At 69.0% G+C, this 25928-nt stretch carries 25 protein-coding genes; all 25 read left to right on the plus strand.

Translation table 11 applies throughout. The features are described 5' to 3' along the window. Positions 1-12: 12 nt before the first annotated feature. The 25 genes from OVA26_RS04755 (at position 13) to rplN (ending at position 25927) form a co-directional block, all read left to right on the plus strand. Complete coding sequence (locus tag OVA26_RS04755; RefSeq protein WP_074696421.1) at positions 13-1149, plus strand: serine/threonine-protein kinase; 1137 nt, start codon at positions 13-15, stop codon at positions 1147-1149. After that, complete coding sequence (locus tag OVA26_RS04760) at positions 1146-7097, plus strand: Ig-like domain-containing protein (RefSeq protein ID WP_268103246.1); 5952 nt, start codon at positions 1146-1148, stop codon at positions 7095-7097. The genes OVA26_RS04755 and OVA26_RS04760 overlap by 4 nt, the downstream gene beginning before the upstream one ends. A gap of 49 nt (positions 7098-7146) precedes the next feature. Then, entirely contained in the window at positions 7147-8112 is a 966-nt protein-coding gene (locus OVA26_RS04765) for an AAA family ATPase (protein ID WP_056226224.1), read from the plus strand. A 46-nt stretch (positions 8113-8158) separates the two neighbouring features. Continuing rightward, complete coding sequence (locus OVA26_RS04770) at positions 8159-9535, plus strand: DUF58 domain-containing protein (RefSeq protein WP_326493352.1); 1377 nt, start codon at positions 8159-8161, stop codon at positions 9533-9535. After that, positions 9532-12042 carry a transglutaminase domain-containing protein gene (locus OVA26_RS04775; RefSeq protein WP_268103247.1) on the plus strand — a complete coding sequence of 837 codons (2511 nt, stop codon included), beginning with the start codon at positions 9532-9534 and terminating at the stop codon, positions 12040-12042. The genes OVA26_RS04770 and OVA26_RS04775 overlap by 4 nt, the downstream gene beginning before the upstream one ends. Then, complete coding sequence (locus tag OVA26_RS04780; protein ID WP_268103248.1) at positions 12039-12695, plus strand: DUF5684 domain-containing protein; 657 nt, start codon at positions 12039-12041, stop codon at positions 12693-12695. The genes OVA26_RS04775 and OVA26_RS04780 overlap by 4 nt, the downstream gene beginning before the upstream one ends. A gap of 49 nt (positions 12696-12744) precedes the next feature. Next, positions 12745-13599: an FHA domain-containing protein gene (locus OVA26_RS04785; protein WP_268103249.1), complete on the plus strand. Its 855-nt coding sequence runs from the start codon at positions 12745-12747 to the stop codon at positions 13597-13599. Next, positions 13596-14597, plus strand: a complete 1002-nt coding sequence (locus tag OVA26_RS04790) for a hypothetical protein (protein WP_268103250.1) — start codon at positions 13596-13598, stop codon at positions 14595-14597. The genes OVA26_RS04785 and OVA26_RS04790 overlap by 4 nt, the downstream gene beginning before the upstream one ends. 355 nt (positions 14598-14952) lie before the next feature. After that, entirely contained in the window at positions 14953-15321 is a 369-nt protein-coding gene (gene rpsL, locus OVA26_RS04795; RefSeq protein WP_013584051.1) for a 30S ribosomal protein S12, read from the plus strand. Positions 15322-15326: 5 nt separating this feature from the next. Then, the gene (gene rpsG, locus OVA26_RS04800) at positions 15327-15797 is read left to right on the plus strand and encodes a 30S ribosomal protein S7 (RefSeq protein ID WP_013584050.1); all 471 of its coding nucleotides are present in this window, start codon (positions 15327-15329) and stop codon (positions 15795-15797) included. A gap of 87 nt (positions 15798-15884) precedes the next feature. Further along, complete coding sequence (fusA, locus tag OVA26_RS04805) at positions 15885-17999, plus strand: elongation factor G (protein ID WP_056226235.1); 2115 nt, start codon at positions 15885-15887, stop codon at positions 17997-17999. A 161-nt stretch (positions 18000-18160) separates the two neighbouring features. After that, entirely contained in the window at positions 18161-19354 is a 1194-nt protein-coding gene (tuf, locus tag OVA26_RS04810; RefSeq protein WP_056226238.1) for an elongation factor Tu, read from the plus strand. Positions 19355-19533: 179 nt separating this feature from the next. Next, positions 19534-19749 (plus strand): hypothetical protein, encoded by a 216-nt coding sequence (locus OVA26_RS04815; RefSeq protein WP_056226241.1) that lies wholly within the window; start codon positions 19534-19536, stop codon positions 19747-19749. A gap of 443 nt (positions 19750-20192) precedes the next feature. After that, positions 20193-20501 carry a 30S ribosomal protein S10 gene (gene rpsJ / locus OVA26_RS04820; RefSeq protein ID WP_013584016.1) on the plus strand — a complete coding sequence of 103 codons (309 nt, stop codon included), beginning with the start codon at positions 20193-20195 and terminating at the stop codon, positions 20499-20501. Positions 20502-20509: 8 nt separating this feature from the next. Beyond that, positions 20510-21169: a 50S ribosomal protein L3 gene (gene rplC, locus OVA26_RS04825; RefSeq protein WP_056226244.1), complete on the plus strand. Its 660-nt coding sequence runs from the start codon at positions 20510-20512 to the stop codon at positions 21167-21169. Positions 21170-21171: 2 nt separating this feature from the next. Beyond that, positions 21172-21834 carry a 50S ribosomal protein L4 gene (gene rplD, locus OVA26_RS04830; protein ID WP_056226247.1) on the plus strand — a complete coding sequence of 221 codons (663 nt, stop codon included), beginning with the start codon at positions 21172-21174 and terminating at the stop codon, positions 21832-21834. Beyond that, a complete protein-coding gene (gene rplW / locus OVA26_RS04835; protein WP_056226248.1) occupies positions 21831-22130 on the plus strand; it encodes a 50S ribosomal protein L23 in 300 nt (99 codons plus the stop codon). The genes rplD and rplW overlap by 4 nt, the downstream gene beginning before the upstream one ends. A gap of 24 nt (positions 22131-22154) precedes the next feature. Beyond that, a complete protein-coding gene (gene rplB / locus OVA26_RS04840) occupies positions 22155-22994 on the plus strand; it encodes a 50S ribosomal protein L2 (RefSeq protein ID WP_013584012.1) in 840 nt (279 codons plus the stop codon). Between the two features lie 12 nt (positions 22995-23006). Beyond that, entirely contained in the window at positions 23007-23288 is a 282-nt protein-coding gene (gene rpsS / locus OVA26_RS04845; RefSeq protein ID WP_013584011.1) for a 30S ribosomal protein S19, read from the plus strand. Between the two features lie 22 nt (positions 23289-23310). After that, a complete protein-coding gene (gene rplV / locus OVA26_RS04850) occupies positions 23311-23709 on the plus strand; it encodes a 50S ribosomal protein L22 (protein ID WP_013584010.1) in 399 nt (132 codons plus the stop codon). After that, a complete protein-coding gene (gene rpsC, locus OVA26_RS04855; protein ID WP_013584009.1) occupies positions 23709-24467 on the plus strand; it encodes a 30S ribosomal protein S3 in 759 nt (252 codons plus the stop codon). The genes rplV and rpsC overlap by 1 nt, the downstream gene beginning before the upstream one ends. Next, positions 24467-24886: a 50S ribosomal protein L16 gene (gene rplP / locus OVA26_RS04860; RefSeq protein ID WP_056226254.1), complete on the plus strand. Its 420-nt coding sequence runs from the start codon at positions 24467-24469 to the stop codon at positions 24884-24886. The genes rpsC and rplP overlap by 1 nt, the downstream gene beginning before the upstream one ends. After that, positions 24886-25197: a 50S ribosomal protein L29 gene (gene rpmC, locus OVA26_RS04865; protein ID WP_056226256.1), complete on the plus strand. Its 312-nt coding sequence runs from the start codon at positions 24886-24888 to the stop codon at positions 25195-25197. Before rplP ends, rpmC begins: the two co-directional genes overlap by 1 nt. Continuing rightward, positions 25197-25523 (plus strand): 30S ribosomal protein S17, encoded by a 327-nt coding sequence (rpsQ, locus tag OVA26_RS04870; protein ID WP_056226259.1) that lies wholly within the window; start codon positions 25197-25199, stop codon positions 25521-25523. The genes rpmC and rpsQ overlap by 1 nt, the downstream gene beginning before the upstream one ends. 35 nt (positions 25524-25558) lie before the next feature. Beyond that, positions 25559-25927: a 50S ribosomal protein L14 gene (gene rplN, locus OVA26_RS04875; protein ID WP_013584005.1), complete on the plus strand. Its 369-nt coding sequence runs from the start codon at positions 25559-25561 to the stop codon at positions 25925-25927. Position 25928 lies beyond the last annotated feature (1 nt).

Genomic DNA, 25928 nt, shown 5'->3' on the forward strand with positions numbered 1-25928 from the left:
GGAGGGGGCTCGATGCCGCAGCGCCTGCCGTCTTCGCCGCCCATCTTGCCCGGGCTCGCGTACATCCGACCGCTGGGGTCCGGAGGATTCGCCGACGTCTTCCTCTACGGACAGGACATGCCGCGCCGCGACGTCGCGGTCAAGGTGCTTCCGAGCGATGTGCGCGACACCGATCTGCTGCGCATGTTTAATGCCGAGGCCGACGTCCTCGCCCATCTCTCGGCCCACCCCTCGATCGTCACGGTCTACCAGGCGGGGATCTCGGCCGACGGCCGGCCGTACATCGTCATGGAGTTCTGCCCGGGCTCGCTCGCTCAGCGTTACCGCGTCGAGCGCATGCCCGTGCCCGAGGTCCTCTCGATCGGCGTCCGCATGTCGGGGGCCCTCGAATCGGCGCACCATGCGGGACTCATCCACCGCGACGTGAAGCCGAGCAACATCCTCGTGACGACGTTCGGAGCCCCCGTCCTCGCCGACTTCGGTATCTCCTCGTCCCTCGTGCGCCAGGGGGCGGACGAGATGCTGGCGATGTCGGTGCCGTGGAGCGCTCCCGAGGTCGTCGCCGAGCAGACGGCCGGAACCGTGTCGAGCGAGGTGTGGAGCCTCGGCGCCACGATCTACTCGCTGCTGGCGGGACAGAGCCCGTTCGAACGACGCGAGAAGGGGCAGAACTCCCGCGAGCAGTTGCGACGCCGCATCGCTCGAGCGACCTACACCGACATCACCCGCAGCGACGTCCCCGCCTCGCTGCAGGCGGTGCTCGCGAAGTCGATGTCCCGCAACCCCGCCGACCGGTACGCCAGCGCGCGTGAGTTCGGCGAGGCGATCCAGGCCGTCCAGGTCGAGAGCGGCCTGCCCTCGACGCCGCTCGAGGTCCCCGCCGCCGAGTGGGCGCCCGCCGCGCGGGCGGTCGATTTCGCCGACGGGACGTTGCGCGGCCCGGCGCGGTCGCGCATCGAGCGCGAGGGCGGGCGCAAGCTCCGCGGCACCTCCGGTATGGCGGGCTACGTCCGCGACGAAGACACCGACATCGCCGCGCCGGCCTCGACCGGCTCCAAGGCGCTGCCGTGGATCCTCGCCTCGGCGACGCTCGTGACCGCGGGGGCCGTTGTCGTCGCCGCCTTGTTCGCCACGGGAGTCCTCCGGTGAAGCGCTCGACGATCGCAGGGTTGGCCTCGACCCTCGCCGCCGCCGCCCTCGTCATCACGGCGAGCATCGTGTGGCCCGGTCTGGACGCCCAGCAGACCCCCGAGGTCGACACGTCGGTGTGGGCGCTGCAGACCGGTGACGGCCAGCGCTACGCGCGCGTGAACACCACCGTCGGCGAACTCGACACCGTGCGCACGGCAGGCAACCCCAGCCAGGTGGTGCAGAGCGGTGACGGTGCCTACCTCTTCACCGACAGCTTCAGCAAGCTCACCCGGATCAACGAGGCCCAGCCCGTCGACCTGTCCGACGATCAGCTCGAGGCCGCCCCCGACACCCCGCCCGGTACGACATCGGTGGTCACGGCGGGCGACTACGCGGTGTATCGCACCGACACCGGCACGCTCTTCGCGAGCCGCTTGAGCCAGGCGGGGCAGAAGCCCACCGAGCTCGACCCCTTCGACACCTCACAGGACGAGAACGCGCCGTCCTACACCGCGGATGCCATCGCCCTCGACGCCCGCGGCATGCTCTTCGCCTACTCGTCCGCCGACGGCTCGGTCATCCGGTACGACATCGACGCCGACGAGCTGCGCGGCCGCGACGCGCTTAAGGCCGAGGTCGCGGCTCCCGTCCTCTCGGCGGCCGGGGACACCTGGGTCCTCGTCGACGCGGACGCCGGGCGGGTGTGGGTGCGCGGCGCGGACCCCGTCACCATCGATGCGGCCGATCAGCTCGTGGTCGCCGATGCGGACGCCGACGCACGCGCGGTGTACGTCGCGGACGACCAGTCGCTGTGGAGCATCCCGGCAGACGGCTCCGAGCCCCGGCGCGAGGTCGGCGGCGGCGGCAATGTCCTCGGCCAGCCGGCCCGCCCCTTGTCGCACCAGGGCGTCGCGTACGCCGCGTGGCTCCTGCCGGGGGATGCCCGCGGCACGCTGTGGCGCTCCGACCAGGGTGAGACCGACCTCGACTACGGCGGGGCGACCATGCCCGACCAGCGACGGCCGGTCTTCGTCGCGACCGACCACGCCGTGATCTTGAACGAGACGCGCACGGGGTGGGTCTGGACGGTGCCCGACGGGGCCCTCGTCGCGTCCAGCCAGAACTGGTCGCTCGACGACCGCACCGAGCAGACCGCCGTGCAGAGCGACGAGAAGCTGAGCGTCGTCCTCGACCCGAAGCCGCCGATCGCCGAACCCGATTCGTTCGGCGTGCGGCCCGGTCGTCTCACGACGCTCCCCGTGCTCTTGAACGACCACGACCCCAACGAGGACGTCCTCAGCATCATCGCCGAGAGCGTCACGGGACTCGATCCGGGGTTCGGAACCCTCACGGTGACCGACGCCGGTCAGCGTCTCGCCGTGCGCGTCGCACCGGGAGCGACCGGCAGCGCCACCTTCTCGTACGCGGTCACCGACGGCACCGCGGCCGACGGCTTGAACTCCGCCCCCGCCTCGGTGACCCTCTCGGTCTCGGCGCCCTCGTCGAACGCGGCACCCGTGTGGTGCGGCGTCGACAAGTGCCTGCAGCCGTGGCCGACCCCCGAGGTCGCTCGCGGCGGCACCATCACGGTCCCCGTCCTGCCCGGCTGGGTGGACCCCGACGGCGACCCGCTGCTGCTGCTCTCGGTGGACAACCCCGGCGGCGTGGGCACGGTCGCCGCGACCCCCGCGGGAGACGTGGTCTACCAGCACGCCGACGACGGCTCGGGCGGAGAGCAGAACATCCAGCTCGACGTCACCGTGGCCGACACCGAGGGGGCCGTGACGACGAAGCCCCTCGTCATCCGCGTGGCTCCCGATCCCACGTTGGCCGTCCAGTCCTTCGCGAAGATCGACACGGTCGGGTCGTCGGTCGCGGTCGATGTAGGCCCCCATGTGACCGGGACCGCCGGCAACGTCAGCCTCACCTCGGTCCGGGTCCTCGACGACGCCACCGCCACCGCGACGGTGGTCGGCGGCAGCACCACGTTCGACTTCTCGGCGAATCAGCCCGGCGTCTACCGCGTCGACTTCACCGTCAACGGCGGGGGTCGCGACGCGACGGGGACCGCGCGCATCACCCTGCTCCCCGCTGACGCGCCGGCGCAGCTGGCGACCTCCCCGGTCGTCGCGTTCGTCCGACCTCAGGAGGACGCCACGCTCGATGTCTTCAGCGCGGTGTCGAATCCCACCGGTCGCGTGCTCCTGCTGAGCGACGTGGCCGGGACGGCTCAGGAGGGCGCCTCGCTCACCGTCGACACCGTGGGCCAGAACGACCTGCGCGTCTCGGGCAGCACCGCCGACGGGTCCGCGGGGCTGCTCGGCACCGTCGCGTACACCGTCAGCGACGGAACGGACGACGAGGGCTCGCGGGTGACGGGTGAGGCGACGGTCTACCTGCTCCCGCCGGCTCCCGAGATCGCCCCGATCGCGGTCGACGACAACGTCACGGTGCGCGTGGGCGCGCAGATCGACATCCCCGTCCTCGACAACGACATCTCACCGGCGGGCGGACGCCCGACGCTCGACCCCTCGAGCGTGCAGACCCAGCCGGCCAGCGATGCCCTCGCCTTCACCTCCGGGGGAGTGCTGCGCTACCTCGCCCCGACGACGCCGGGTTCGTACGAAGTGACGTACCGCGTCTACACGACCGGTACTCCGGCTCTCTGGGACGAAGCGACCGTGCACGTCACGGTCCTGGGCGGAGAGGCGAACCGCGCCCCCCTGCCCGACACCCTCGAGGGCCGCGTCCTCAGCGGCGGCACCGCCTCGATCGACTTCAAGGGTTTCGGTGTCGACCCCGACGGTGACGCCGTCACGCTCGACCGGATCGTCGCGCAGCCCAACCGCGGCACCGCCTCGATCTCGCCGGACGGGTCCAGCATCCTGTACTCCTCGGTCCCCGGTGACCGTGGTCAGGTGTCCTTCCGGTACCGCGTCTCGGACTCCTCGGGAGCGACGGGCGAGGGGACCGTCCGCATCGGGGTGCTCGACGCGCAGGCCAACCCCAGCCCCATCACTTTCACCGACTACGTGCAGGTGCAGGCCGGCGCTGACCGTACGATCCGCGTGAGCCCGTTGGCGAACGACATCGACCCCACGCAGGGGCGGCTCACGCTCACCGGCGTCCGTCCCGACCTGCCCGAGAAGCTCGTCGACGAGAGCGACAACCCTGAGTACGCCCGCCTCAAGGGATACATCGACGCGGTGTCCGACACCGGCGTCGTCATCGAGGCGGGCGAACAGCCGGGAACGATGTCGTTCCTCTACGACGTCGCCTCCGACTCGGGGAACACCGGCCGCGGTCTCATCGTGGTCAAAGTCGTCCGAGAGAACGTGCCGGACTACCCCGTCGTCACCGACACCGTACTGACGGTCGAGAACCGCGACGATTTCACCTCCGGCGTCGATGTGCTCGCGGGCAAAGCAACGTGGTCCGGCGGTGACGTCAGCGACCTCGACGTCTCGCTGTGGGGCACGCCCGCAGACGTCACGTTGAACGGTCGCCAGATCTCGGGCACCCTGCCCGCGACGCGACGCGTGATCCCGTTCGCCATCACCGGCCGCGTCGGCGACTCCGACGTGACCACCTATGCGTTCCTGCGCATCCCCGGTGACGACGACCTCAGTCTCTCCCTGCGCCCGGGCGCCGCTCAGCGCGTCGACGAGCTCGCCTCGGTCGAGTTCGACATGGCAGGGCTCGTCGCGCTCCCGCGCCGGGCGACGCTCGAGGTCGGCACCGATGTCTCGGCGACCGGGGTGCGCGCCGAAGGACGGTGCTCCGTTACGGGGACGGTCGTCCGCTACGACGCCGGCGCCGGCTCCCCGTACACCGATGCCTGCCAGGTGCCGGTGCGCATCGCGGGCACCGAGGAGTGGACGGTGGTGTCGGTGCCCATCGGCATCGTCGCGCGCGACCCTCAGCCCGAGCTCAAGCCGGGAGCCCTGACGGTCGGGCCCGGCGAGACGGCCACCTTCGATCTGCGCAACATGACGAGCTGGCAGCTGGGTCGCGAGGACTGGGACGGCATCCGCTACGCCCTGGACTACGGCGGATCCGCCTTCGGCGTGTCGCTCGACGGGTCGATCGTGACCGTCACCGGCAACGACCGCTCCGTTCCCGGCACCGAGAACGCCGCGATCATCTCGGTGACGAGCCACAACGCGGTCGCCCCGGCCCGCTTGGTGCTGCGCGTGGGTGCTGCTCCCTCGACCCTTCCGCAAGGAGGCACCACGTCGCAGCAGTGCTCGCAGGCCTCGGGCTCGAGCTGCACGATCGGTGTCGTCGGCACGAGCGGCGAGGTCAACCCGCTGCCGCGCACGCCCCTCGAGGTCGTCGACGTGCGCCCGACGGCTGCCTGCGCCGGCGTGAGCTTCGGCGTCGCCTCGGCCTCGGGCATCGTCGCCTCGTGGAGCGATGACGCCCCCGGCGCCACCTGCAGCGCGAGCGTCACGCTCCGCGACGCGCAGGGGCGCACGACGGCGTCGACGCGCGACGCCCGCGTGGTGCTCGACCTGCTCGGGTTCCCGCGCCCGCCGGGGAGCGTGCGACAGACCGCTTACGCCGACGGCTCGCTCACCCTCCGCGTGGACCCGGGCGAGGCGCGACGCGCCTACCCCGCGATCTCGGGCTTCACCGTGCGGTCCAACGGCGCGGTCGTCGGCCAGTGCGGCGCGGACGGCACCTGTCCGCCGATCGCTGCTCCCAACGGCGAACAGCGCGAGTACGTCGTGACCGCGGTGAACAGCGTCGGCGAGTCCAAGACGGCCGTGCGCACGACCGGGTGGGCGTACCGCCCGCCGAACGCACCGCAGGGCATGGACTTCACGCCGACGCAGACCGGGGGAGAGGGAAACCTCGCCGACCTCGTCATCAAGGGCGTCGACAGCGCCGAGACGGGGACCCTCGAGATCGCGAGCGCCGCGGGCGACAAGATCCAGGTGAGCGTCGGCCGCAACCAGGAGGTCGTGCAGGTCGCCCGCTTCCGCGTGGGTTCCAACTCGTCGACGCAGGTCACCGTCACCCCGATCTCGCGCTTCACCGTGCCGCCGGGTCTGGGTGGCGCCTCGGCGGGCAATCAGCTGAGCGCTATCGCGCACGGCGTCGGGGCACCGACCAATCCGACCCTCACGCTGACCTCGACCTCGAACGGGAACGGCACCTCGACCGTCGACGCCCGCGCGACCGCGCAGCAGAACGGCACGGATTCCGAGGTGCGGTTCAACATCGTGCAGAAGGGGCTGCCCTGCATTCCCCGCAGCGGCGGGGACTCGCAGAAGTTCACGGCCCTCGGCGACGGCGAGACGTACACGTTCATGATGTGCGCGGAGTCGTGGTTCAACGGCCGGTCGTACGGCTCGGTGAGCCTGGACCAGCAGGTGAACGCCGAGCAGAGCAAGGCGGCGCCGAAGGGGTATACCTTCCGGGTCGGCTCGAAGGCGACGATCGACGGCAACGAAGCGCGCTGGTACATCGATCGCATCAACGACGGCGATCCGCCGCCGCGCTTCAACGACAAGAAATTCGTCAACTGGGGCCCCGGTACCACGGTCTTCGACCGCGATCCGCAGATCCAGGTCTACTTCCAGCACCAGGTGTGGGGAACGCAGTCCGCCTACGCGCCTGTGCCGGCGGCGAACGGTAGCGCGCCCTACCAGGTCCAGGCGTCCTGGAAGGTGGCGAGCTGCGAGGGCGGTAAGACCCTCAGCGCGAGCGGCTCATCGAGCAACGACAAGGCGAAGGTCACCTTCAACTACGACAGCGCCCGCTATTTCGACAAGGACGGAAAGCGGCTGACTGTCGCCGAGGGCGCTCCGGCGACGAGCGTCCCTGTCGGCGCCACTCGTGTCGAGAACATCCGCGTCACCGTCGATTGGTCCGCTCAGGGGTGGAACCTCGACGCCGCCTCCACGGACTTCGGCGGCGAGTGCAAGCCCGGCACGCCCGCCCCGAACCCCTCGTCCTGAGCCCTCCCGGCATCCCCATTCCCGCTCTCGCCCACCGAAGGATTTCGACATGACGATCACCCAGGAGCAGGCCACCTGGTTCTCCCAGACCTTCTCGCAGATCGCCGACAACGTCGAGCGCGCCGTCCTCGGCAAGCGGCACGTGGTCGAGCTGGTGCTCACCGCCATGCTCAGCGACGGCCACGTCCTCCTCGAGGACGTCCCCGGCACCGGCAAGACCTCGCTCGCGCGGGCGGTCGCGTCGTCGGTCCAGGGCACGAACACGCGCATCCAGTTCACCCCCGATCTCCTCCCCGGTGACATCACGGGCATCACGGTCTACGACCAGAAGACGGGGACCTTCGAGTTCCACACCGGCCCGATCTTCGCGAACATCGTCCTGGCCGACGAGATCAACCGCGCGAGCCCCAAGACCCAGTCGGCGCTGCTCGAGGTCATGGAAGAGGGCAAGGTCACCATCGACGGCGTCTCTCGAGAGGTGGGCGTGCCCTTCCTCGTTCTGGCGACCCAGAACCCCGTCGAGCAGGCGGGAACCTACCGTCTCCCCGAGGCCCAGCTCGACCGGTTCCTGCTGCGCACCTCGCTCGGGTACCCCGACCACGCGGCGACCGTTCGCATCCTCGACGGTGCGCCCGTCGCCACGGCCGAGCTGCGCGCGATCATCACGCCACAGGCCCTGGTCGGAATGGCCGACCTCGCGGCATCCGTCTACGTCGACGCGCTCGTGCTGGACTACATCGCGCGTCTCGTGGATGCCACCCGCACGGCCGACGAGGTCCGCCTCGGCGTGAGCATCCGCGGGGCCCTCGCCCTCACGCGCGCCACGCGCGCCCGTGCCGCGTCGCAGGGGCGGACCTACGCCACCCCCGACGACGTCAAGGCCCTGGCCGTCGCGGTGCTGGCGCACCGGCTCATCCTGCACCCCGAAGCCGAGTTCGACGGGGTCACCCAAGAGGCCGTCGTCGGCCAGGTGCTCCTCGACACCCAGCCGCCCTCGCAGCGCGAGAGCGCCTGACGGTGGCGCGTCCCGTGGCGTCCGCACCCCGATCGGGGGGTGAGCCGTGCCCGATCTGAATCTGACCGAGTCGCGTCTCACGCGGACCTCGGCGGGCACCATGGTGACCGGCTCGCGCACTTCGGTCACGTCGACCTCGGTCCGTCGACAGCGTCGGATCGTGCGCGCGGTGGTCCAGGTCGCGGAGTGGTGGCGGATCACGACCGAGGCCGTCGCCGCCGCGGTGCGATGGGCTGGCCGGACCGTGCGTCCCGCCGGGGCGGTGGTCGTGGTCGCCGCGACGGTCGGCCTGCTGCTGGGCGTGCTGTTCGGGTGGGTCGAGTGGATGGTCGCGGGCAGCGCGGCGCTGATCCTGCTGGTCATGAGCGTGCCGTTCCTGTTCGGCGCTCGGGCCTACGAGGTCGACCTGGCGCTCGAGCACGAGCGCGTGACCGCCGGCAACGGTGTGACGGGACAGATCGTGGTGCGCAACGAGAGCGCGCGTCCCGCGCTGCCCGGCCGCCTCGACATCCCCGTCGGTCGGGGCCTCGTGGAGTTCGGGGTGCCCTTCCTCCGCCCCGGGCAGAGCTCCACCGAACCGCTCGAGATCCCCCCGCTCCCGCGCGGAGTCGTCCGGGTCGGGCCTGTCACGACCGTGCGCAGCGACCCCGTGGGGCTGCTCCGTCGGGAGCACGCCTTCGACGACGTGCACGACCTGTTCGTGCACCCGCGCACGGTGGGTCTTCCCTCCACGAGCGCGGGTCTCGTGCGCGACCTCGAGGGCAACGCCACGCGCCGACTGGTCGATGCGGACATGTCGTTCCACGCGATCCGCGAGTACGTCCCCGGGGACTCCCGTCGGCAGGTTCACTGGAAGTCCACCGCGAAGACGGGCCGGCTCATGGTGCGCCAGTACGAAGAGTCGCGCCGCTCGAGGATGGCGGTCGTGCTCGGTGCGGCGACGCAGGAGTACACCGACGCCGACGAGTACGAGCTCGCCGTCTCGGCCGCGGCCTCCCTGGGCCTTCGGGCCGTGCGCGACGCGCGTGACATCGACATCGTCACCGGGTCCGAGATCCCGCGTGTCGTGAAGGGGCGCCTGCGCGCGATCCGCCACATCCCCGTCGTGGCCCCGCGCACGATGCTCGACGGTTTCAGCGCGATCGAGCGGCACGAGAACACCATGCCGGTCGAGGACGTCTGCCGATTGGCATCCGAGGCGAACGAACGCCTCTCGATCGCCTTCGTGGTCGTGGGCGCCACGGTGCCGCTCACCCGCCTGCGCCAGGCGGCCCTCGCGTTCCCGGCCGACACGGCCGTCGCCGCCGTGATCTGCGACGAGCGCGCGCACCCGCGGATGCAGAACATCGCGGGCCTGACGGTGCTGACCATCGGCACTCTCGACGACCTCTCGGGTCTGCTGGTGAGGGGGGCGACCTCGTGAGCGGGCGTCGGAGCACGCGCGCGGGGATGCGCCGGCGCGAGACGAACCTGCCGCGCTACGCGGCCGCTGCCGTCTACACGGTGCTGTCTGTCGCGCTGGCCACCGTCGCCGCGTGGCCCGTTTACGCGTCGGGCTCCTTCCTGCTGCTGGTGGCGGTGTCGGTCATCGTCGCCGGAGCCGTAGTGGGGGTCGTGTCCTGGCGCCGGTGGAGCGGGTGGATCCTCGCCGTCGGCCTGCTGGGGGCGTTCACGGTGCTCGCGGTTCCGCTGGCCGTTCCTTCGCGGCTCACCTCTCCCCTCGACGTCCTGCGCGGCCTGGGCGAGTCGTTCGCCGGCGTCATCGTCGCCTGGAAGGACCTCGTCACCGTCGACCTTCCGGTGGGGGCCTACCGCAACCTGTTGATCCCCGCGCTCGTGATCTTCGTCGTCGGGACCGCCCTCACCTTCGCTCTCGCCACCCGCGGCGATCGCTGGGCGCCGTTCGCGGTGGTGGGCGGTCTGGGCATGACCGGGTTCGGCCTCTTCTTCGGGCGCACCTCGACCAGCGCGCCCCTGTCGATCGGCTCGTTCGACCTGCCGGCGCCGGTGGAGACGTTCGTGGGTCTCAGCGCCCTGCTGGTCTCGGTGCTGTGGTTGGCGTGGAGGGCGCAGGATGAGCGCGGGCGAGCCCTCCGCCGAGCGAGCGACGTCTCGGCCGTTCCCGTGGGCCCCGGACGCTCGCGTGCGGATCGCCGACGGCTGGGCCTCGGCGCGGGGATGCTGGTGGTCGCGGTGGCCGTCACGGTCGCCGTGGTCCCCGCGGCTGCGCGGGACGCGGATCGCCAGGTCCTCCGATCGGCCGCCGGTCCGGAGCGACTGATCGCCGAGGCCGTGAGTCCCCTGTCGGAGTACCGCTCGATGTTCTCCGACGCGCGCTCGGACCAGGTGCTGTTCCGCGTCGGCGGGACGGGGGCGGAGCCCGAGCGCATCCGCATCGCGACCCTCGACGCCTACGACGGCGAGATCTTCCGGGCTTCCGGCAACGAGGGTGCCGGGTTCGTGCGCCTTCCGTCGACGCGCGATGCGGGGGAGGGCAGGCCCGTCGAGGCGGAGGTCGAGATCGTCGATCTCGGAGGCATTTGGATGCCGACCGCCGGCCGTCTCGCGTCGGCCACGTTCGAGGGGGACCGCCGCGGCCTTCTCGCCGACCGGTTCTACTACAGCTCCGACGCCGAGGCGGGCGTGCAGACCGCTGACGGCGGGCTCGTCGAGGGGGATCGCTACCGCCTCGAGGCCGTCGAGCCCGTCACCGACGACCTCGCCACGATGACCCCGCCGGGCGCGGGAGACGGCGTCGCCGGGGGAGACAACCTCCGTCGCTGGGTCCAGGAACACGCCAGCGGCAACGACGGCGCGGCCCTGCAGAGCCTGGTCCAGATGCTCCGTCAGCGGGGCTACCTCAGCCACAGCCTCGCCCCGGAGGGTGGGCCGACGCCGAAGTGGGCGGCCGGTCTGCAGGGATACCAGCTCCAGCCCAGCGCGTCCGGGCACTCCCTGGCCCGTATCGACCGCATGTTCGAGCGTCTGCTCGAGCGGGAAGACGACCCGCGAGCCGCCGCCTCGGGCAACTTCGTCGCCGCCGTCGGCGATGACGAGCAGTTCGCCGTCGCCACGGCGCTCATCGCCCACGAGCTCGGCTTCCCGGCTCGGGTGGTCGTGGGCACGCGGTTGGTGTCCACGGACGCGAAGCTCTCCACCTGCGAGGCGGGGGAGTGTCGAGCGCGCGATCTCACCGCGTGGACCGAGGTGCAGGGATCCGACGGCCGATGGGCTCCCATCGATGTCACCCCGCAGTGGGAGCAGTCGCCGAGCCTCGAGGTCACTCAGCAGCAGGATCCCGAGAACGTCACGGAGGTGCGGCCCGACACCGTTCAGGAGGTCGTGCCTCCCGAGCCGGTCCAGGAGGACAACGCCCAGAACGACGACCCGCGCACCGACGACGGGGTCGACCTCGCCTGGCTGTGGGCGAGCCTGCGCATCGCGGGGATCTCGCTGCTCGTCCTGCTCGTGCTCTTCGGCCCGTTCCTCGCGGTCGTCATCGCTAAGGCGGTGCGCCGTCGTGGGCGCCGCCGCGACGCGGATCCGCGGACGGCCATCGCCGGAGGCTGGGACGAGTACGTCGACGCGGGCGTCGATGCGGGTCGCACCGTTCCGCGCGCGCCGACGCGTCGCGAGGTGGCGGAGGCCTTCGCCACCCCCTCCGGAACGCTTCTCGCCGAGGGTGCCGACCGGGCCGTGTTCTCGTCCGAGCAGGTGGATTCTGACGAGGTGGAGGCGTTCTGGCGCATCGTCGACGAGGAACGCCGTACTCTCACCCGTGAGCGGGGCTTCTGGCGGCGCCTGCGTGCGGCCGTATCGTTGAGATCGTTCCTGCGGTTCCTCGCTCCACGCCCTTCGCGGCGGGGGTCGCCGCACCGCGACGAGAGGGGGAAGCGTTCCACCGCCCTGGTGGAACGCGACACGACATGAACGATTCGACCATGGTGGTGCTCGGGGCGACGTCTTTCGCCCTCGTCGTCGTCCTGTACGTCTGGCTCGCGCTCGCCCTCGCGGCTCTTTTCCGCAAGGTCGGAGAACCCGCCTGGAAGGCGTGGGTGCCGTTCCTGAACGTGGCCACCGTGCTCAAGCTCGGCGGGTTCTCGCCGTGGCTGATTCTTTTGAACCTCGTGCCCATCTTCGGAGGGATCGCCTTCATCGCGGTTTTCATCGTGGCGGTGCATCGCATCAACACGGGGTTCGGAGCGGGAGCGGGCCTCACCGTCGTGGGGGCGTTGTTCCCCGTCATCTGGGCGAGCATCCTGGGCTTCGGATCCGCGCGGTGGCACGGGGGAGCGCCGTACGAGCCGCCCCGACGAGAACTCCGCTCCCGTTCGTCGCGGCAAGGACTTCGACGGTCCGTACGTCCCCCTCATCGGCGGATGGACCCCGGAACAGGGCCCCTCGGCTCCCGCCCCGAATGCCGCGGCTCCCTCCGCGCCGCCCGCGCCGGTGTCCGCCCCTGTCACCCTCCCCTTCGCCGCTCCCTCGCCGTCGCTCACCGACGCGGTTCCCTCGGCGAACGACTGGGCCCCGCCGGCTCACGTCCCCGCACCCGCGGCGGAGCGCCCTCGCGCAGAGGATGAGCGGGTCGGGCAGGCCCGCGACGCCGCGCCCGCGACGTCCGTCTTCGAGGTGCTCGACGCCTTGCGCGACGGCTCCCCTGCCGAGGACGACCGTCCCGCAGCCGCCCCCGCCGCCCCGCCGGTTCCGTCCGCAGCGCCCGAGGCCCCGCGCTCCCACGTCGCCGAACCGCCGGCAGCCGTCCCCACCTGGGCGCCGCCCGTGGTCGCACCGACGCCCTCGCCCGCTCCGACCGACGAGGTGGAGGAAGAGTCCGACCCCGTCGCTCCGTGGGCCAACCCGCCGCGTCGTTCCTCGCAGGGTGCCGCATCCGCGCCCATCGCAGACGTGCCCCTCACCCGCCCCGCACCCGACGCGGTCCCCGCTCCTCGCCCCTCGGTGGCCGCGGCCCTCGACGAGTTCCCCGAGTTGTCCGAGGCGGTCTCCGCGGTGGCTGAGGCTCCGGATGCCGGCTCCCCCCGCTCCGCGCGCACGTCGGTGTCGGCGCTCTACACGCAGCCCGAGGTTCCGGCGGTGTCGGCGGAGGACGACTTCGACGCCCTCGATCGGACCGTCGTCACGCGTCGCAAGCGGATCCCGTGGGCTCTCGTGCCGCCGAGTGGCACGCCCGTCGATCTCACCTCCGCGGTGGTGATCCTGGGTCGCCGTCCCGGCCCCGACTCCGCCTATCCGGATGCGCAGCTCGTGCCGATCTCGGACGAGACGCGGACGGTCTCCAAGACCCACGCGCGTCTCGAGCTCCGCGGCGACACCTGGTACGTCACCGATCTGCACTCCACCAACGGCGTCCTCTTCGCCACGCTCATGGGTACCGAGGTCGAGGCCCCTCCGGGCGAGGAGATCGAAGCCGGTGAGCGCTTCTTCCTCGGTGACGCGGAGGTGCGCCTCTCGCGGAGCGACGCGTGAGCGGCCCGTACGACCGCCCGGACGACCCCGACGAGGTCACGCTCTGGGCAGGGCGACTCCGATCGTGGCCGACCCCGCCGCCGGCGGAGGACGACGAGCTCGCCGACGAGACGGTCCTGTCCCGTCGGGACACCCCGGACGACGACACGGTTCTGTCGGCGGCCGACGCCCCCGAGGACGAGACGTACGTCTCGCGGCGGACGCCGGGGGAGGAGTCCTCGGCTTCGCGGGGGGAGCTTGCGGACGAGGTGACGGTCGTGTCGCGTCGTGAGGCGCCGGTGGAGGAGCCCTCGGCTTCGCGGGTGGAGCTTGCGGACGACGCGACCATCGTGTCGCGCGCGGAGGTGCCGGCGGGTGAGATGTCGCGATCGCGGGTGGATCTTCCCGACGACGCGACGGTCGTCTCGCGTCGTGAGGCCATCGACGACGCGACCATCGCTACGCCCCCGACGCGACCCGCACTTCCCGGCCGGGCCGGTTCCGCCGACGACGAGGTGGGCACCACGGCTCCGCGGCGCGCCACCACGCGTCCCCCGCTCGACGTCGCCGTTCCCGACGAGGCGACGCGGAGCGGATCAGCGCCGGAGGCGGAGGGTGTCGTCCCCGACGAGCTCACCCGTCGCCGGAGCTCCGACCCGGATCCGCTCGACGAGGCCACGCGCGCGCGTCCCGCCGCGGACGTCGACGACGAGACCGCCTCGGGCTCGCGCCGTCGTCGTCGCGAAGCGGCAGGGGAGCGGACGGAACCGGTGGTCGAGGGAGCCGTTCGCGATGCCCGTGTTCCCGCCGCTCTCGCCACGGAGTCGTACGGACCGCGACGCGAGGCGCCCGCGCGCGTGGAGCGTGTCGCCGCCGTCCGGGCGCCGTCGGCCCCGGACGTCGGGACGGTCCGTCCGCGCGCGAACCGGGGCGCCGGCCGCGTCATCGTCCTCGTCGCGGTCGTCGCAGTGGTGCTCGTCGCCTCGATCGTCGGGGCCGTCCTGCTGCTGACAGGCTGAGGGGCCCGGCATCCGGGATACTCCCAGTGACCGGACCCGTACTCGTTTGCCCACGTCCCGGGGAACGCGTATCATTGACCGGGTGTGCGTTCACGCGCGCCGTGCGTCATGCCTTCGGGTGAGTCGTTCGGATCAACGCTCGCACCATCTCAGGGATCGGCCTGCGAACAGGTCGCCCCCACGGCATATCCACCACGAATCGCGCTAGATCATTCTGCCGCGCGGTGGATCACACGTGAGCCCGACACGTCACGAATCGCAAGATGAGCGACATGACGGGGGAGACACGACGCTGTCACCGTGCAGCACCCTGGGCGCCACCGCGAGGGAACGTCCAGCCAATCAAGGAGAGAACGTGCCAACCATTCAGCAGTTGGTTCGCAAGGGCCGCTCGCCGAAGGTCTCGAAGACCAAGGCTCCCGCGCTGAAGTCGAACCCCCAGCAGGCCGGCGTGTGCACCCGTGTGTACACCACGACCCCCAAGAAGCCGAACTCGGCCATGCGCAAGGTCGCCCGCGTGAAGCTGCGCAACGGCACCGAGGTCACCGCCTACATCCCCGGCGAGGGCCACAACCTGCAGGAGCACTCGCTCGTGCTGGTTCGCGGCGGTCGCGTCAAGGACCTCCCCGGTGTCCGTTACAAGATCGTCCGCGGTGCACTCGACACCCAGGCTGTCAAGAACCGTAAGCAGGCTCGCAGCCGCTACGGCGCGAAGAAGGGCTGAGAAACATGCCTCGTAAGGGTCCTGCCCCGAAGCGTCCCGTCGTCAACGACCCGGTGTACGGCGCTCCCGTCGTCACCCAGCTGGTCAACAAGATCCTCGTCGACGGCAAGAAGTCCATCGCCGAGTCGATCGTCTACGACGCCCTCAAGGGTGTCGAGGCGAAGAACAGCCAGGACGCCGTCGCCACGCTCAAGAAGGCGCTCGACAACGTCCGTCCCACCCTCGAGGTCAAGAGCCGCCGCGTCGGTGGCTCGACCTACCAGGTTCCCGTCGAGGTCAAGCCGCACCGTGCGAACACCCTCGCGCTGCGCTGGCTCGTGAGCTACGCGAAGGGTCGTCGTGAGAAGACGATGACCGAGCGTCTGCAGAACGAGATCCTCGACGCCTCGAACGGCCTCGGTGCCGCGGTCAAGCGCCGCGAAGACACCCACAAGATGGCCGAGTCGAACCGCGCCTTCGCGCACTACCGCTGGTAAAACCCGCGGAGGGTCCGTGACCGCACCCCGGTCGCGGACCCTCCGATGGGCCCGGCATCAACCTCCCAACAGGTAAGGAAGACACCCGTGGCACAAGACGTGCTCACCGACCTTCACAAGGTCCGCAACATCGGCATCATGGCCCACATCGATGCCGGCAAGACCACGACGACCGAGCGCATCCTGTTCTACACGGGCGTCAACCACAAGATCGGTGAGACGCACGATGGTGCGGCGACCACCGACTGGATGGAGCAGGAGCAGGAGCGTGGCATCACGATCACCTCCGCTGCTGTGACCTGCTTCTGGGACAAGAACCAGATCAACATCATCGACACCCCCGGTCACGTCGACTTCACGGTCGAGGTCGAGCGCTCGCTGCGCGTGCTCGATGGCGCCGTCGCCGTCTTCGACGGCAAGGAGGGCGTCGAGCCCCAGTCCGAGACCGTGTGGCGTCAGGCCGACAAGTACGACGTCCCCCGCATCTGCTTCGTCAACAAGATGGACAAGCTGGGCGCCGACTTCTACTTCACGGTCGACACCATCGTCAACCGCCTGAAGGCCAAGCCGCTGGTCATCCAGCTCCCGATCGGTGCCGAGAACGACTTCGTCGGCGTCATCGACCTCGTCGAGATGCGCGCTCTGGTGTGGCCCGGCGACGCCAAGGGTGACGTGACCATGGGCGCCAAGTACGAGATCCAGGAGATCCCGGCCGACCTCGCCGACAAGGCCGCCGAGTACCGCCAGCAGCTCCTCGAGACCGTCGCCGAGTCCGACGACGCCCTCCTCGAGAAGTTCTTCGGTGGCGAGGAGCTCACGGTCGCCGAGATCAAGGGCGCCATCCGCAAGATGACGATCAACTCGGAGCTCTACCCCGTGCTCTGCGGTTCGGCGTTCAAGAACCGCGGCGTGCAGCCCATGCTCGACGCGGTCGTCGACTATCTCCCCTCGCCCCTGGACGTGCCGGCCATCGAGGCCCACGACCCCAAGGACGAAGAGATCGTCATCGAGCGCCACGCCGACCGCGAGGAGCCCTTCGCGGCTCTCGCGTTCAAGATCGTGACGCACCCGTTCTTCGGTCGCCTCACCTACATCCGCGTGTACTCGGGTCACCTCGACTCCGGCGCCCAGGTCGTCAACGCGACCAAGGGCAAGAAGGAGCGCATCGGGAAGATCTTCCAGATGCACGCCAACAAGGAGATGCCGGTCGACTCGGTCACCGCCGGTCACATCTACGCGGTCATCGGCCTCAAGGACACCACCACCGGTGACACCCTGTGCGACCCGGCCAACCAGGTCGTCCTCGAGTCGATGACGTTCCCGGAGCCGGTCATCGAGGTCGCCATCGAGCCCAAGACCAAGGCCGACCAGGAGAAGCTGGGTGTCGCCATCCAGAAGCTCGCGGAGGAAGACCCGACGTTCCGCGTCGAGCAGAACTCCGAGACCGGTCAGACCGTCATCAAGGGCATGGGCGAGCTGCACCTCGACATCCTGGTCGACCGCATGAAGCGCGAGTTCAAGGTCGAGGCCAACGTCGGAAAGCCGCAGGTCGCGTACCGCGAGACCATCCGCAAGTCGGTCGAGCGTCACGACTACACGCACAAGAAGCAGACCGGTGGATCGGGTCAGTTCGCGAAGATCCAGTTCGCGATCGAGCCCCTCGAGGTCACGGCCGACAAGACCTACGAGTTCGAGAACAAGGTCACCGGTGGTCGTATCCCGCGTGAGTACATCTCGCCGACCGACCAGGGCTTCCAGGACGCCATGAACGTCGGCGTGCTCGCCGGCTACCCCATGGTGGGTGTCAAGGCGATCCTCCTCGACGGTGCCTCGCACGACGTCGACTCCTCGGAGATGGCGTTCAAGATCGCCGGCTCCATGGGCTTCAAGGAGGCCGTCCGCAAGGCGAACCCCACCATCCTCGAGCCGATCATGGCCGTCGAGGTCCGTACTCCCGAGGAGTACATGGGCGACGTCATCGGTGACCTGAACTCGCGTCGTGGCCAGATCCAGTCGATGGAAGACGCCGCCGGCGTCAAGGTCGTCCGGGCCAACGTGCCGCTGTCCGAGATGTTCGGCTACATCGGTGACCTGCGCTCGAAGACCTCGGGTCGCGCCGTCTACTCGATGGAGTTCGACAGCTACGCCGATGTCCCGAAGGCCGTCGCCGACGAGATCATCCAGAAGAACAAGGGCGAGTAAAACCGCTCTCACGGATGCCGGGAACCCCGGGTTCTGCTCAGGTTCCCGGCATCCGCTCAAACTGAATACCGACTCTCTAGTAATCTGAGAACCATCCCCGCGAAGAACCGGTCGCAATCCAGTGCCCGAGACCTCGCAACCAACGTCCTGAGGAGGACCCAGTGGCTAAGGCCAAGTTCGAGCGGACCAAGCCGCACGTGAACATCGGAACGATCGGTCACGTCGACCACGGCAAGACCACGCTCACCGCTGCCATCTCGAAGGTGCTCGCCGACAAGTTCCCGTCGGCCACCAACGTTCAGCGCGACTTCGCGTCGATCGACTCGGCGCCGGAAGAGCGTCAGCGCGGTATCACGATCAACATCTCGCACGTCGAGTACGAGACCCCGAAGCGTCACTACGCTCACGTCGACGCGCCCGGTCACGCCGACTACATCAAGAACATGATCACCGGTGCCGCTCAGATGGACGGCGCGATCCTCGTGGTCGCCGCCACCGACGGCCCGATGGCTCAGACCCGTGAGCACGTTCTGCTCGCCAAGCAGGTCGGCGTTCCCTACCTGCTGGTCGCGCTGAACAAGAGCGACATGGTCGACGACGAGGAGATCCTGGAGCTCGTCGAGCTCGAGGTTCGCGAGCTGCTGTCGTCGCAGGACTTCGACGGCGACAACGCCCCCGTCGTCCGCGTCTCGGGCCTCAAGGCTCTCGAGGGCGACGAGCAGTGGGTCAACGCGATCGTCGAGCTCATGGAAGCCGTCGACGAGTCGATCCCCGACCCGGTGCGCGACAAGGACAAGCCGTTCCTCATGCCCATCGAGGACGTCTTCACCATCACCGGTCGTGGAACGGTCGTCACGGGTCGCGCCGAGCGCGGTACCCTCGCGATCAACTCCGAGGTCGAGATCGTCGGCATCCGCCCGACGCAGAAGACCACGGTCACGGGTATCGAGATGTTCCACAAGCAGCTCGACGAGGCCTGGGCCGGCGAGAACTGTGGTCTGCTCCTGCGCGGCACCAAGCGTGACGACGTCGAGCGCGGCCAGGTCGTCGTGAAGCCCGGTTCGGTCACCCCGCACACCAACTTCGAGGGCACGGCGTACATCCTGTCCAAGGAAGAGGGCGGCCGCCACAACCCGTTCTTCACGAACTACCGCCCGCAGTTCTACTTCCGCACCACCGACGTGACCGGCGTCATCACGCTGCCCGAGGGCACCGAAATGGTCATGCCCGGTGACACCACGGAGATGTCGGTCGAGCTCATCCAGCCGATCGCCATGGAAGAGGGCCTCGGCTACGCGATCCGTGAGGGTGGCCGCACCGTCGGTGCCGGTACCGTCACCAAGATCCTCAAGTAAGTCCTTCCAGACTTCACTCGGCACAGGCCGGGCCTTCGGGCCCGGCCTTTGTCGTTCCCGCGGGGGATTCTCCCTTGAGTGCGATCTCCGAAGCCGGGGGTTCCGTTCCACGCCGGTCCGTGACCACAATGAGGCGAGAGTCGGCGGAATCGCCGGCCGTGTCTGCGAAGGAGATGCGCATGGGAGTGGACGACATCATCGCCAAGGGCAAGAAGCTCCTGGACGAGAACCGCGACAAGATCGAAGAGGCTCTGAAGAGCGAGAAGGCCGAAGAGGTCAGCGACAAGGTGCTCGACGGAGCGGCCGACGCCATCAAGAAGGTCGTTCCCGCGGAACACCACGCGAAGGTCGACGAGACCCGAGCGAACGTCGACAAGCACATCGGCAACGCCTGACGAACGCAGCCTGGAGCGGCGCCGTCCCCGAGCGTCGGGGCGGCGCCGCTGTCGTTCGGACTGCGGTTTGCTGAGCATCGGCCGGGCGCGACACGCCCGGGTTTGCGACTCGCCCGAGCGGTACGTAGACTAGTCCAGTTCCACATTCCGGTGCGCGCTCGGCGTGCGCCAGGATCACTGTCTCGGCAGTGCACAGGCGGCGCGTCAGCGCAGGGTCCTGGGCCGCGGGCAGCAGAACGCCACACCGAACCCCCTTCATCTCCTCGTGAGATTCGCACGCGTGCGTGCGAGGGGCGGGCCGGATGCCATGGCATCCGGTTTCACAGCTGAACAGCGGTGCAGCATCTCTCGCGAAAGCGAGGGGAAGTGCCAGGGCGCGACAGCGCCACCGTGCGTCCAATGCCCCAGGTCGGGTAAGACGCGAGAAAGAGAGAGAGCAGACAATGGCGGGACAGAAGATCCGCATTCGCCTGAAGTCGTACGACCACGCCGGGCTTGACTCGTCGGCGCGCAAGATCGTCGACACCGTGACCCGTGCCGGTGCCACCGTGGTGGGCCCGGTTCCCCTTCCGACCGAGAAGAACGTCGTGTGCGTCATCCGGTCGCCCCACAAGTACAAGGACAGCCGCGAGCACTTCGAGATGCGCACCCACAAGCGCCTCATCGACATCATCGACCCGACGCCCAAGGCCGTCGACTCGCTGATGCGCCTCGACCTTCCTGCCGATGTCAACATCGAGATCAAGCTCTGAGGTTCGACATGGCTGACATCAACTCCAAGATCTCCAAGGGCCTCCTCGGCACCAAGCTCGGCATGACCCAGGTGTGGGACGAGAACGGCAAGCTCGTTCCCGTCACCGTCATCGAGGTCGCGCCGAACGTCGTGACCCAGCTGCGCTCGCTCGAGAAGGACGGCTACAACGCCGTTCAGATCGGCTACGGCCAGATCGACCCCCGCAAGGTGAACAAGCCGCTCACGGCTCACTTCGACGCCGCGGGCGTCACCCCTCGCCGCCACCTCACCGAGGTGCGCACGGCTGACGCCGCAGACTACGCGCTGGGCCAGGAGCTCACCGTCGACGGTCTGTTCGAGGCCGGCCAGCTGGTCGACGTCGTCGGCACCAGCAAGGGCAAGGGCACCGCCGGTGTCATGAAGCGTCACAACTTCAAGGGCGTCTCCGCATCGCACGGTGCGCACCGCAACCACCGCAAGCCCGGCTCGATCGGCGCCTCGTCGACCCCGAGCCGCGTCTTCAAGGGCATGCGCATGGCCGGCCGTATGGGTGGCGAGCGCGTGACCGTCCTCAACCTCACGGTGCACGCCGTCGACGCCGAGAAGGGACTCATGCTCGTCAAGGGCGCCGTCCCCGGTGCTCGTGGCCGCATCGTCTACGTCCGCAACGCAGTGAAGGGTGCCTGATCATGGCTGACTCGACTCTCGCGCTCGACGTCGTGAAGGCCGACGGCAAGAAGGCCGGCTCTGTCGAGCTGCCCGCCGCGCTCTTCGACGTCAAGACGAATATCCCGCTGATCCACCAGGTCGTCGTGGCGCAGCGCGCCGCGGCTCGCCAGGGCACGCACTCGACCAAGCGTCGTGGCGAGGTCTCCGGCGCCGGTCGCAAGCCCTTCAAGCAGAAGGGCACGGGTAACGCCCGCCAGGGCTCGATCCGCGCGCCGCACATGACCGGTGGTGGCATCGTCCACGGCCCCAAGCCCCGCGACTACAGCCAGCGCACCCCCAAGAAGATGATCGCGGCCGCCCTCTTGGGTGCGCTCAGCGACCGTGCTCGTGGGCAGCGTCTGCACATCGTCGACAGCTTCGCCATCGAGGGTGCCCCCTCGACCAAGGCCGCTGCCGCCGCGCTGAAGGCCTTCGGTGCCGTCAAGAACGTCCTCGTGGTCATCGACCGCGACGACGAGCTGACGATCAAGAGCGTCCGCAACCTCGCGTACGTCCACGTGCTGACCGTCGGCCAGCTGAACACCTACGACGTGATCGTCTCCGACGACATCGTCTTCACCAAGGCCGCCTACGACGCGTTCGTCGCGTCGAAGTCCGCAGCCACCGAGGAGGTCTCGGCATGACCACCGTCAACAAGGACCCGCGCGACATCATCCTGAAGCCGGTCGTCTCGGAGAAGAGCTACTCGCTCATCGACGAGGGCAAGTACACCTTCCTGGTGGACCCCCGTTCGTCGAAGACCGAGATCAAGCTCGCCATCGAGAAGATCTTCGGCGTCAAGGTGGCCTCGGTCAACACGATCAACCGCGTCGGCAAGGCCCGTCGCACCCGCTTCGGCATCGGCAAGCGCAAGGACACCAAGCGCGCCATCGTGTCGCTCAAGTCGGGCACCATCGACATCTTCACGTCTGTCGGCTGACGGTCGGGATAGAGGACAAGAACAATGGCTATTCGCAAGTACAAGCCCACGACCCCCGGTCGCCGCGGCTCGTCGGTGGCCGACTTCGCCGAGATCACCCGATCGACGCCTGAGAAGTCGCTGCTGCGCCCGCTGTCGAAGACCGGTGGCCGCAACAACCAGGGCCGCATCACCACCCGCCACATCGGTGGTGGACACAAGCGTCAGTACCGTCTGATCGACTTCCGTCGTAACGACAAGGACGGCATCGACGCCAAGGTCGCTCACATCGAGTACGACCCCAACCGCACCGCGCGCATCGCGCTGCTGCACTACGCCGACGGTGAGAAGCGCTACATCCTCGCTCCGGCGAAGCTGTCGCAGGGCGACGTCGTCGAGTCGGGTGCCGGTGCTGACATCAAGCCCGGCAACAACCTGCCGCTGCGCAACATCCCCACCGGTACCGTGATCCACGCGATCGAGCTCCGTCCCGGTGGCGGCGCGAAGATGGCCCGTTCGGCCGGCGCCTCCGTGCGTCTGGTCGCGAAGGACGGCCCCTACGCGCAGTTGCGTCTGCCCTCCGGCGAGATCCGCAACGTCGACGTCCGCTGCCGCGCGACGATCGGCGAGGTCGGCAACGCCGAGCAGTCGAACATCAACTGGGGCAAGGCCGGCCGCATGCGCTGGAAGGGCGTCCGCCCGACCGTGCGTGGTGTCGCCATGAACCCGGTCGACCACCCGCACGGTGGTGGTGAGGGTAAGACCTCCGGTGGTCGTCACCCTGTGTCGCCGTGGGGTAAGGCCGAGGGCCGCACCCGCCACGCGAACAAGGAGAGCGACAAGCTCATCGTCCGCCGTCGCACCGCCGGCAAGAAGCGCAAGTAGGAGTAGAGGAAGATGCCTCGCAGCCTTAAGAAGGGCCCCTTCGTCGACGAGCACCTGCTTCGCAAGGTCGTCTCGCAGAACGAAGCCGGTTCGAAGAACGTCATCAAGACCTGGTCGCGCCGTTCGATGATCATCCCCGCCATGCTGGGACACACCATCGCCGTGCACGACGGTCGCAAGCACATCCCCGTGTTCGTGACCGAGACCATGGTCGGCCACAAGCTGGGCGAGTTCTCGCCCACCCGCACCTTCCGCGGCCACGTGAAGGACGACAAGAAGGGCCGTCGCCGCTAAGGCGACCGAGGAGGAGAGAGAAATGGTGGAGTCCATCGCACGTGTGCGACACATCCGCGTGACCCCTCAGAAGGCTCGTCGCGTCGTCGCCCTCATCAAGGGCAAGCAGGCCGAAGAGGCCCTCGCGATCCTGAAGTTCGCGCCGCAGGGCGCGAGCGAGCCGATCTACAAGCTCGTCGCCTCGGCCATCGCGAACGCTCGCGTCACGGCCGACAAGACGAACGAGTACCTGGATGACGCCGACCTGTACGTGAAGAACGCGTACGTCGACGAGGGCACGACGCTCAAGCGTTTCCAGCCCCGCGCTCAGGGTCGCGCCTTCCAGATCAAGAAGCGCACGAGCCACATCACGGTCGTGCTCGCGACGCCCGAGACCGCTGAAGCGGCCCCGGCTCGCGCCAACAAGAAGGCGAGCAAGTAATGGGACAGAAAGTCAACCCGTACGGCTTCCGCCTCGGCATCACGACCGACCACGTGTCGCGGTGGTTCTCGGACTCGACGAAGGCCGGTCAGCGTTACGCCGACTACCTCGCCGAGGACATCAAGATCCGTCGCCTGCTGACCACCTCGCTCGACCGCGCCGGTGTCAGCAACATCGAGATCGAGCGCACGCGTGACCGTGTCCGCGTCGACATCCACACCGCCCGTCCGGGCATCGTGATCGGTCGCCGCGGCGCCGAGGCCGAGCGCATCCGTGCCGACCTCGAGAAGCTCACCGGAAAGCAGATCCAGCTGAACATCCTCGAGGTCAAGAACCCCGAGGCCGACGCTCAGCTGGTCGCTCAGGGTGTCGCGGAGCAGCTCACCGCTCGCGTGGCGTTCCGTCGCGCGATGCGCAAGGGCCTCCAGGGCGCGCAGCGTGCCGGCGCCAAGGGTGTCCGCATCCAGGTGTCGGGCCGCCTCGGCGGCGCCGAGATGAGCCGCTCGGAGTTCTACCGCGAAGGCCGTGTGCCCCTGCACACCCTGCGCGCGAACATCGACTACGGCTTCTACGAGGCCAAGACCACCTTCGGCCGCATCGGCGTGAAGGTCTGGATCTACAAGGGCGACCTCACCAACAAGGAGCTCGCCCGCGAGCAGGCCAACGCGCCCAAGTCCCGCGGTCGTGACGACCGCGGCGGCGACCGTCGTCGTGGCCCTCGTAACGAGGCCCCCGTGGCAGAAGGAGCGTCGGCGTAATGCTCATCCCCCGCAAGGTCAAGTACCGCAAGCAGCACCACCCCGGCCGTTCGGGCCAGGCCACCGGTGGCACCCAGGTGTCGTTCGGTGAGTTCGGGATCCAGGCGCTGACCCCCGCTTACGTGACCAACCGTCAGATCGAGTCCGCTCGTATCGCCATGACGCGTCACATCAAGCGCGGTGGAAAGGTGTGGATCAACATCTACCCCGACCGCCCCCTCACGAAGAAGCCCGCCGAAACCCGCATGGGTTCGGGTAAGGGTTCCCCCGAGTGGTGGGTTGCGAACGTCAAGCCGGGCCGCGTCCTCTTCGAGGTCGCGGGCGTCGACGAGCAGCTCGCTCGCGAAGCTCTGACCCGAGCAATTCACAAGCTGCCCCTGAAGGCACGCATCATCAAGCGCGAGGAGGGCGACGCGTAATGGCGATCGGCACCAAGCAGCTCGCCCCGAGCGAGCTCGACACGTTCGAAGACCAGCGCCTCGTCGAGGAGCTGCGTAAGGCCAAGGAAGAGCTGTTCAACCTGCGCTTCCAGTCGGCCACCGGCCAGCTCGAGAGCCACGGTCGCATCCGTGCAGTCAAGCGCGACATCGCGCGTCTGTACACCGTGATCCGTGAGCGCGAGCTCGGCATCCGCGCCACCCCGGCCCCGGTCGAGGCGACGAAGGCGAAGAAGAGCAAGGCGAAGAAGGCGGACTCCGCTGACGACGCCGCGAAGGAAGAGGCGGAGTAATGGCTACCGCGAAGAAGGCCGAGGCGCAGGTCGCCGGTCACGAGCACTCCGAGAACGACGTTCGCGACGAGAACGCCCGCGGTTACCGCAAGGCGCGTCGTGGCTACGTCGTCAGCGACAAGATGGACAAGACCATCGTCGTCGAGGTCGAGGACCGTGTGAAGCACCCGCTTTACGGCAAGGTCATCCGCCGCACCTCGAAGGTCAAGGCGCACGACGAGTCCAACTCGGCGGGCATCGGCGACCTCGTCGTCATCAACGAGACCCGTCCGCTGAGCGCCACCAAGCGCTGGCGCCTGGTCGAGATCCTCGAGAAGGCCAAGTAAGCCTCGCGGCTTACTTGGAATCCAAGGAGTAAAAAGTGATTCAGAACGAATCCCGGCTGAAGGTCGCCGACAACACCGGCGCCAAGGAGCTGCTCACCATTCGGGTGCTCGGCGGCTCCAACCGTCGCTACGCCGGCCTCGGTGACGTCATCGTCGCCACGGTCAAGGACGCGATCCCCGGTGGAAACGTCAAGAAGGGCGACGTGGTTAAGGCCGTCGTCGTCCGTGTCGTCAAGCAGACCCGCCGTCCCGACGGCTCGTACATCAAGTTCGACGAGAACGCCGCCGTGATCCTGAAGAACGACGGGGAGCCCCGCGGCACCCGTATCTTCGGACCGGTCGGCCGTGAGCTTCGCGACAAGAAGTTCATGAAGATCGTCTCGCTCGCCCCGGAGGTCATCTGAT

This window comes from Microbacterium sp. SL62, assembly GCF_026672635.1.
Classification (GTDB): Bacteria; Actinomycetota; Actinomycetes; order Actinomycetales; family Microbacteriaceae; genus Microbacterium; species Microbacterium testaceum_A.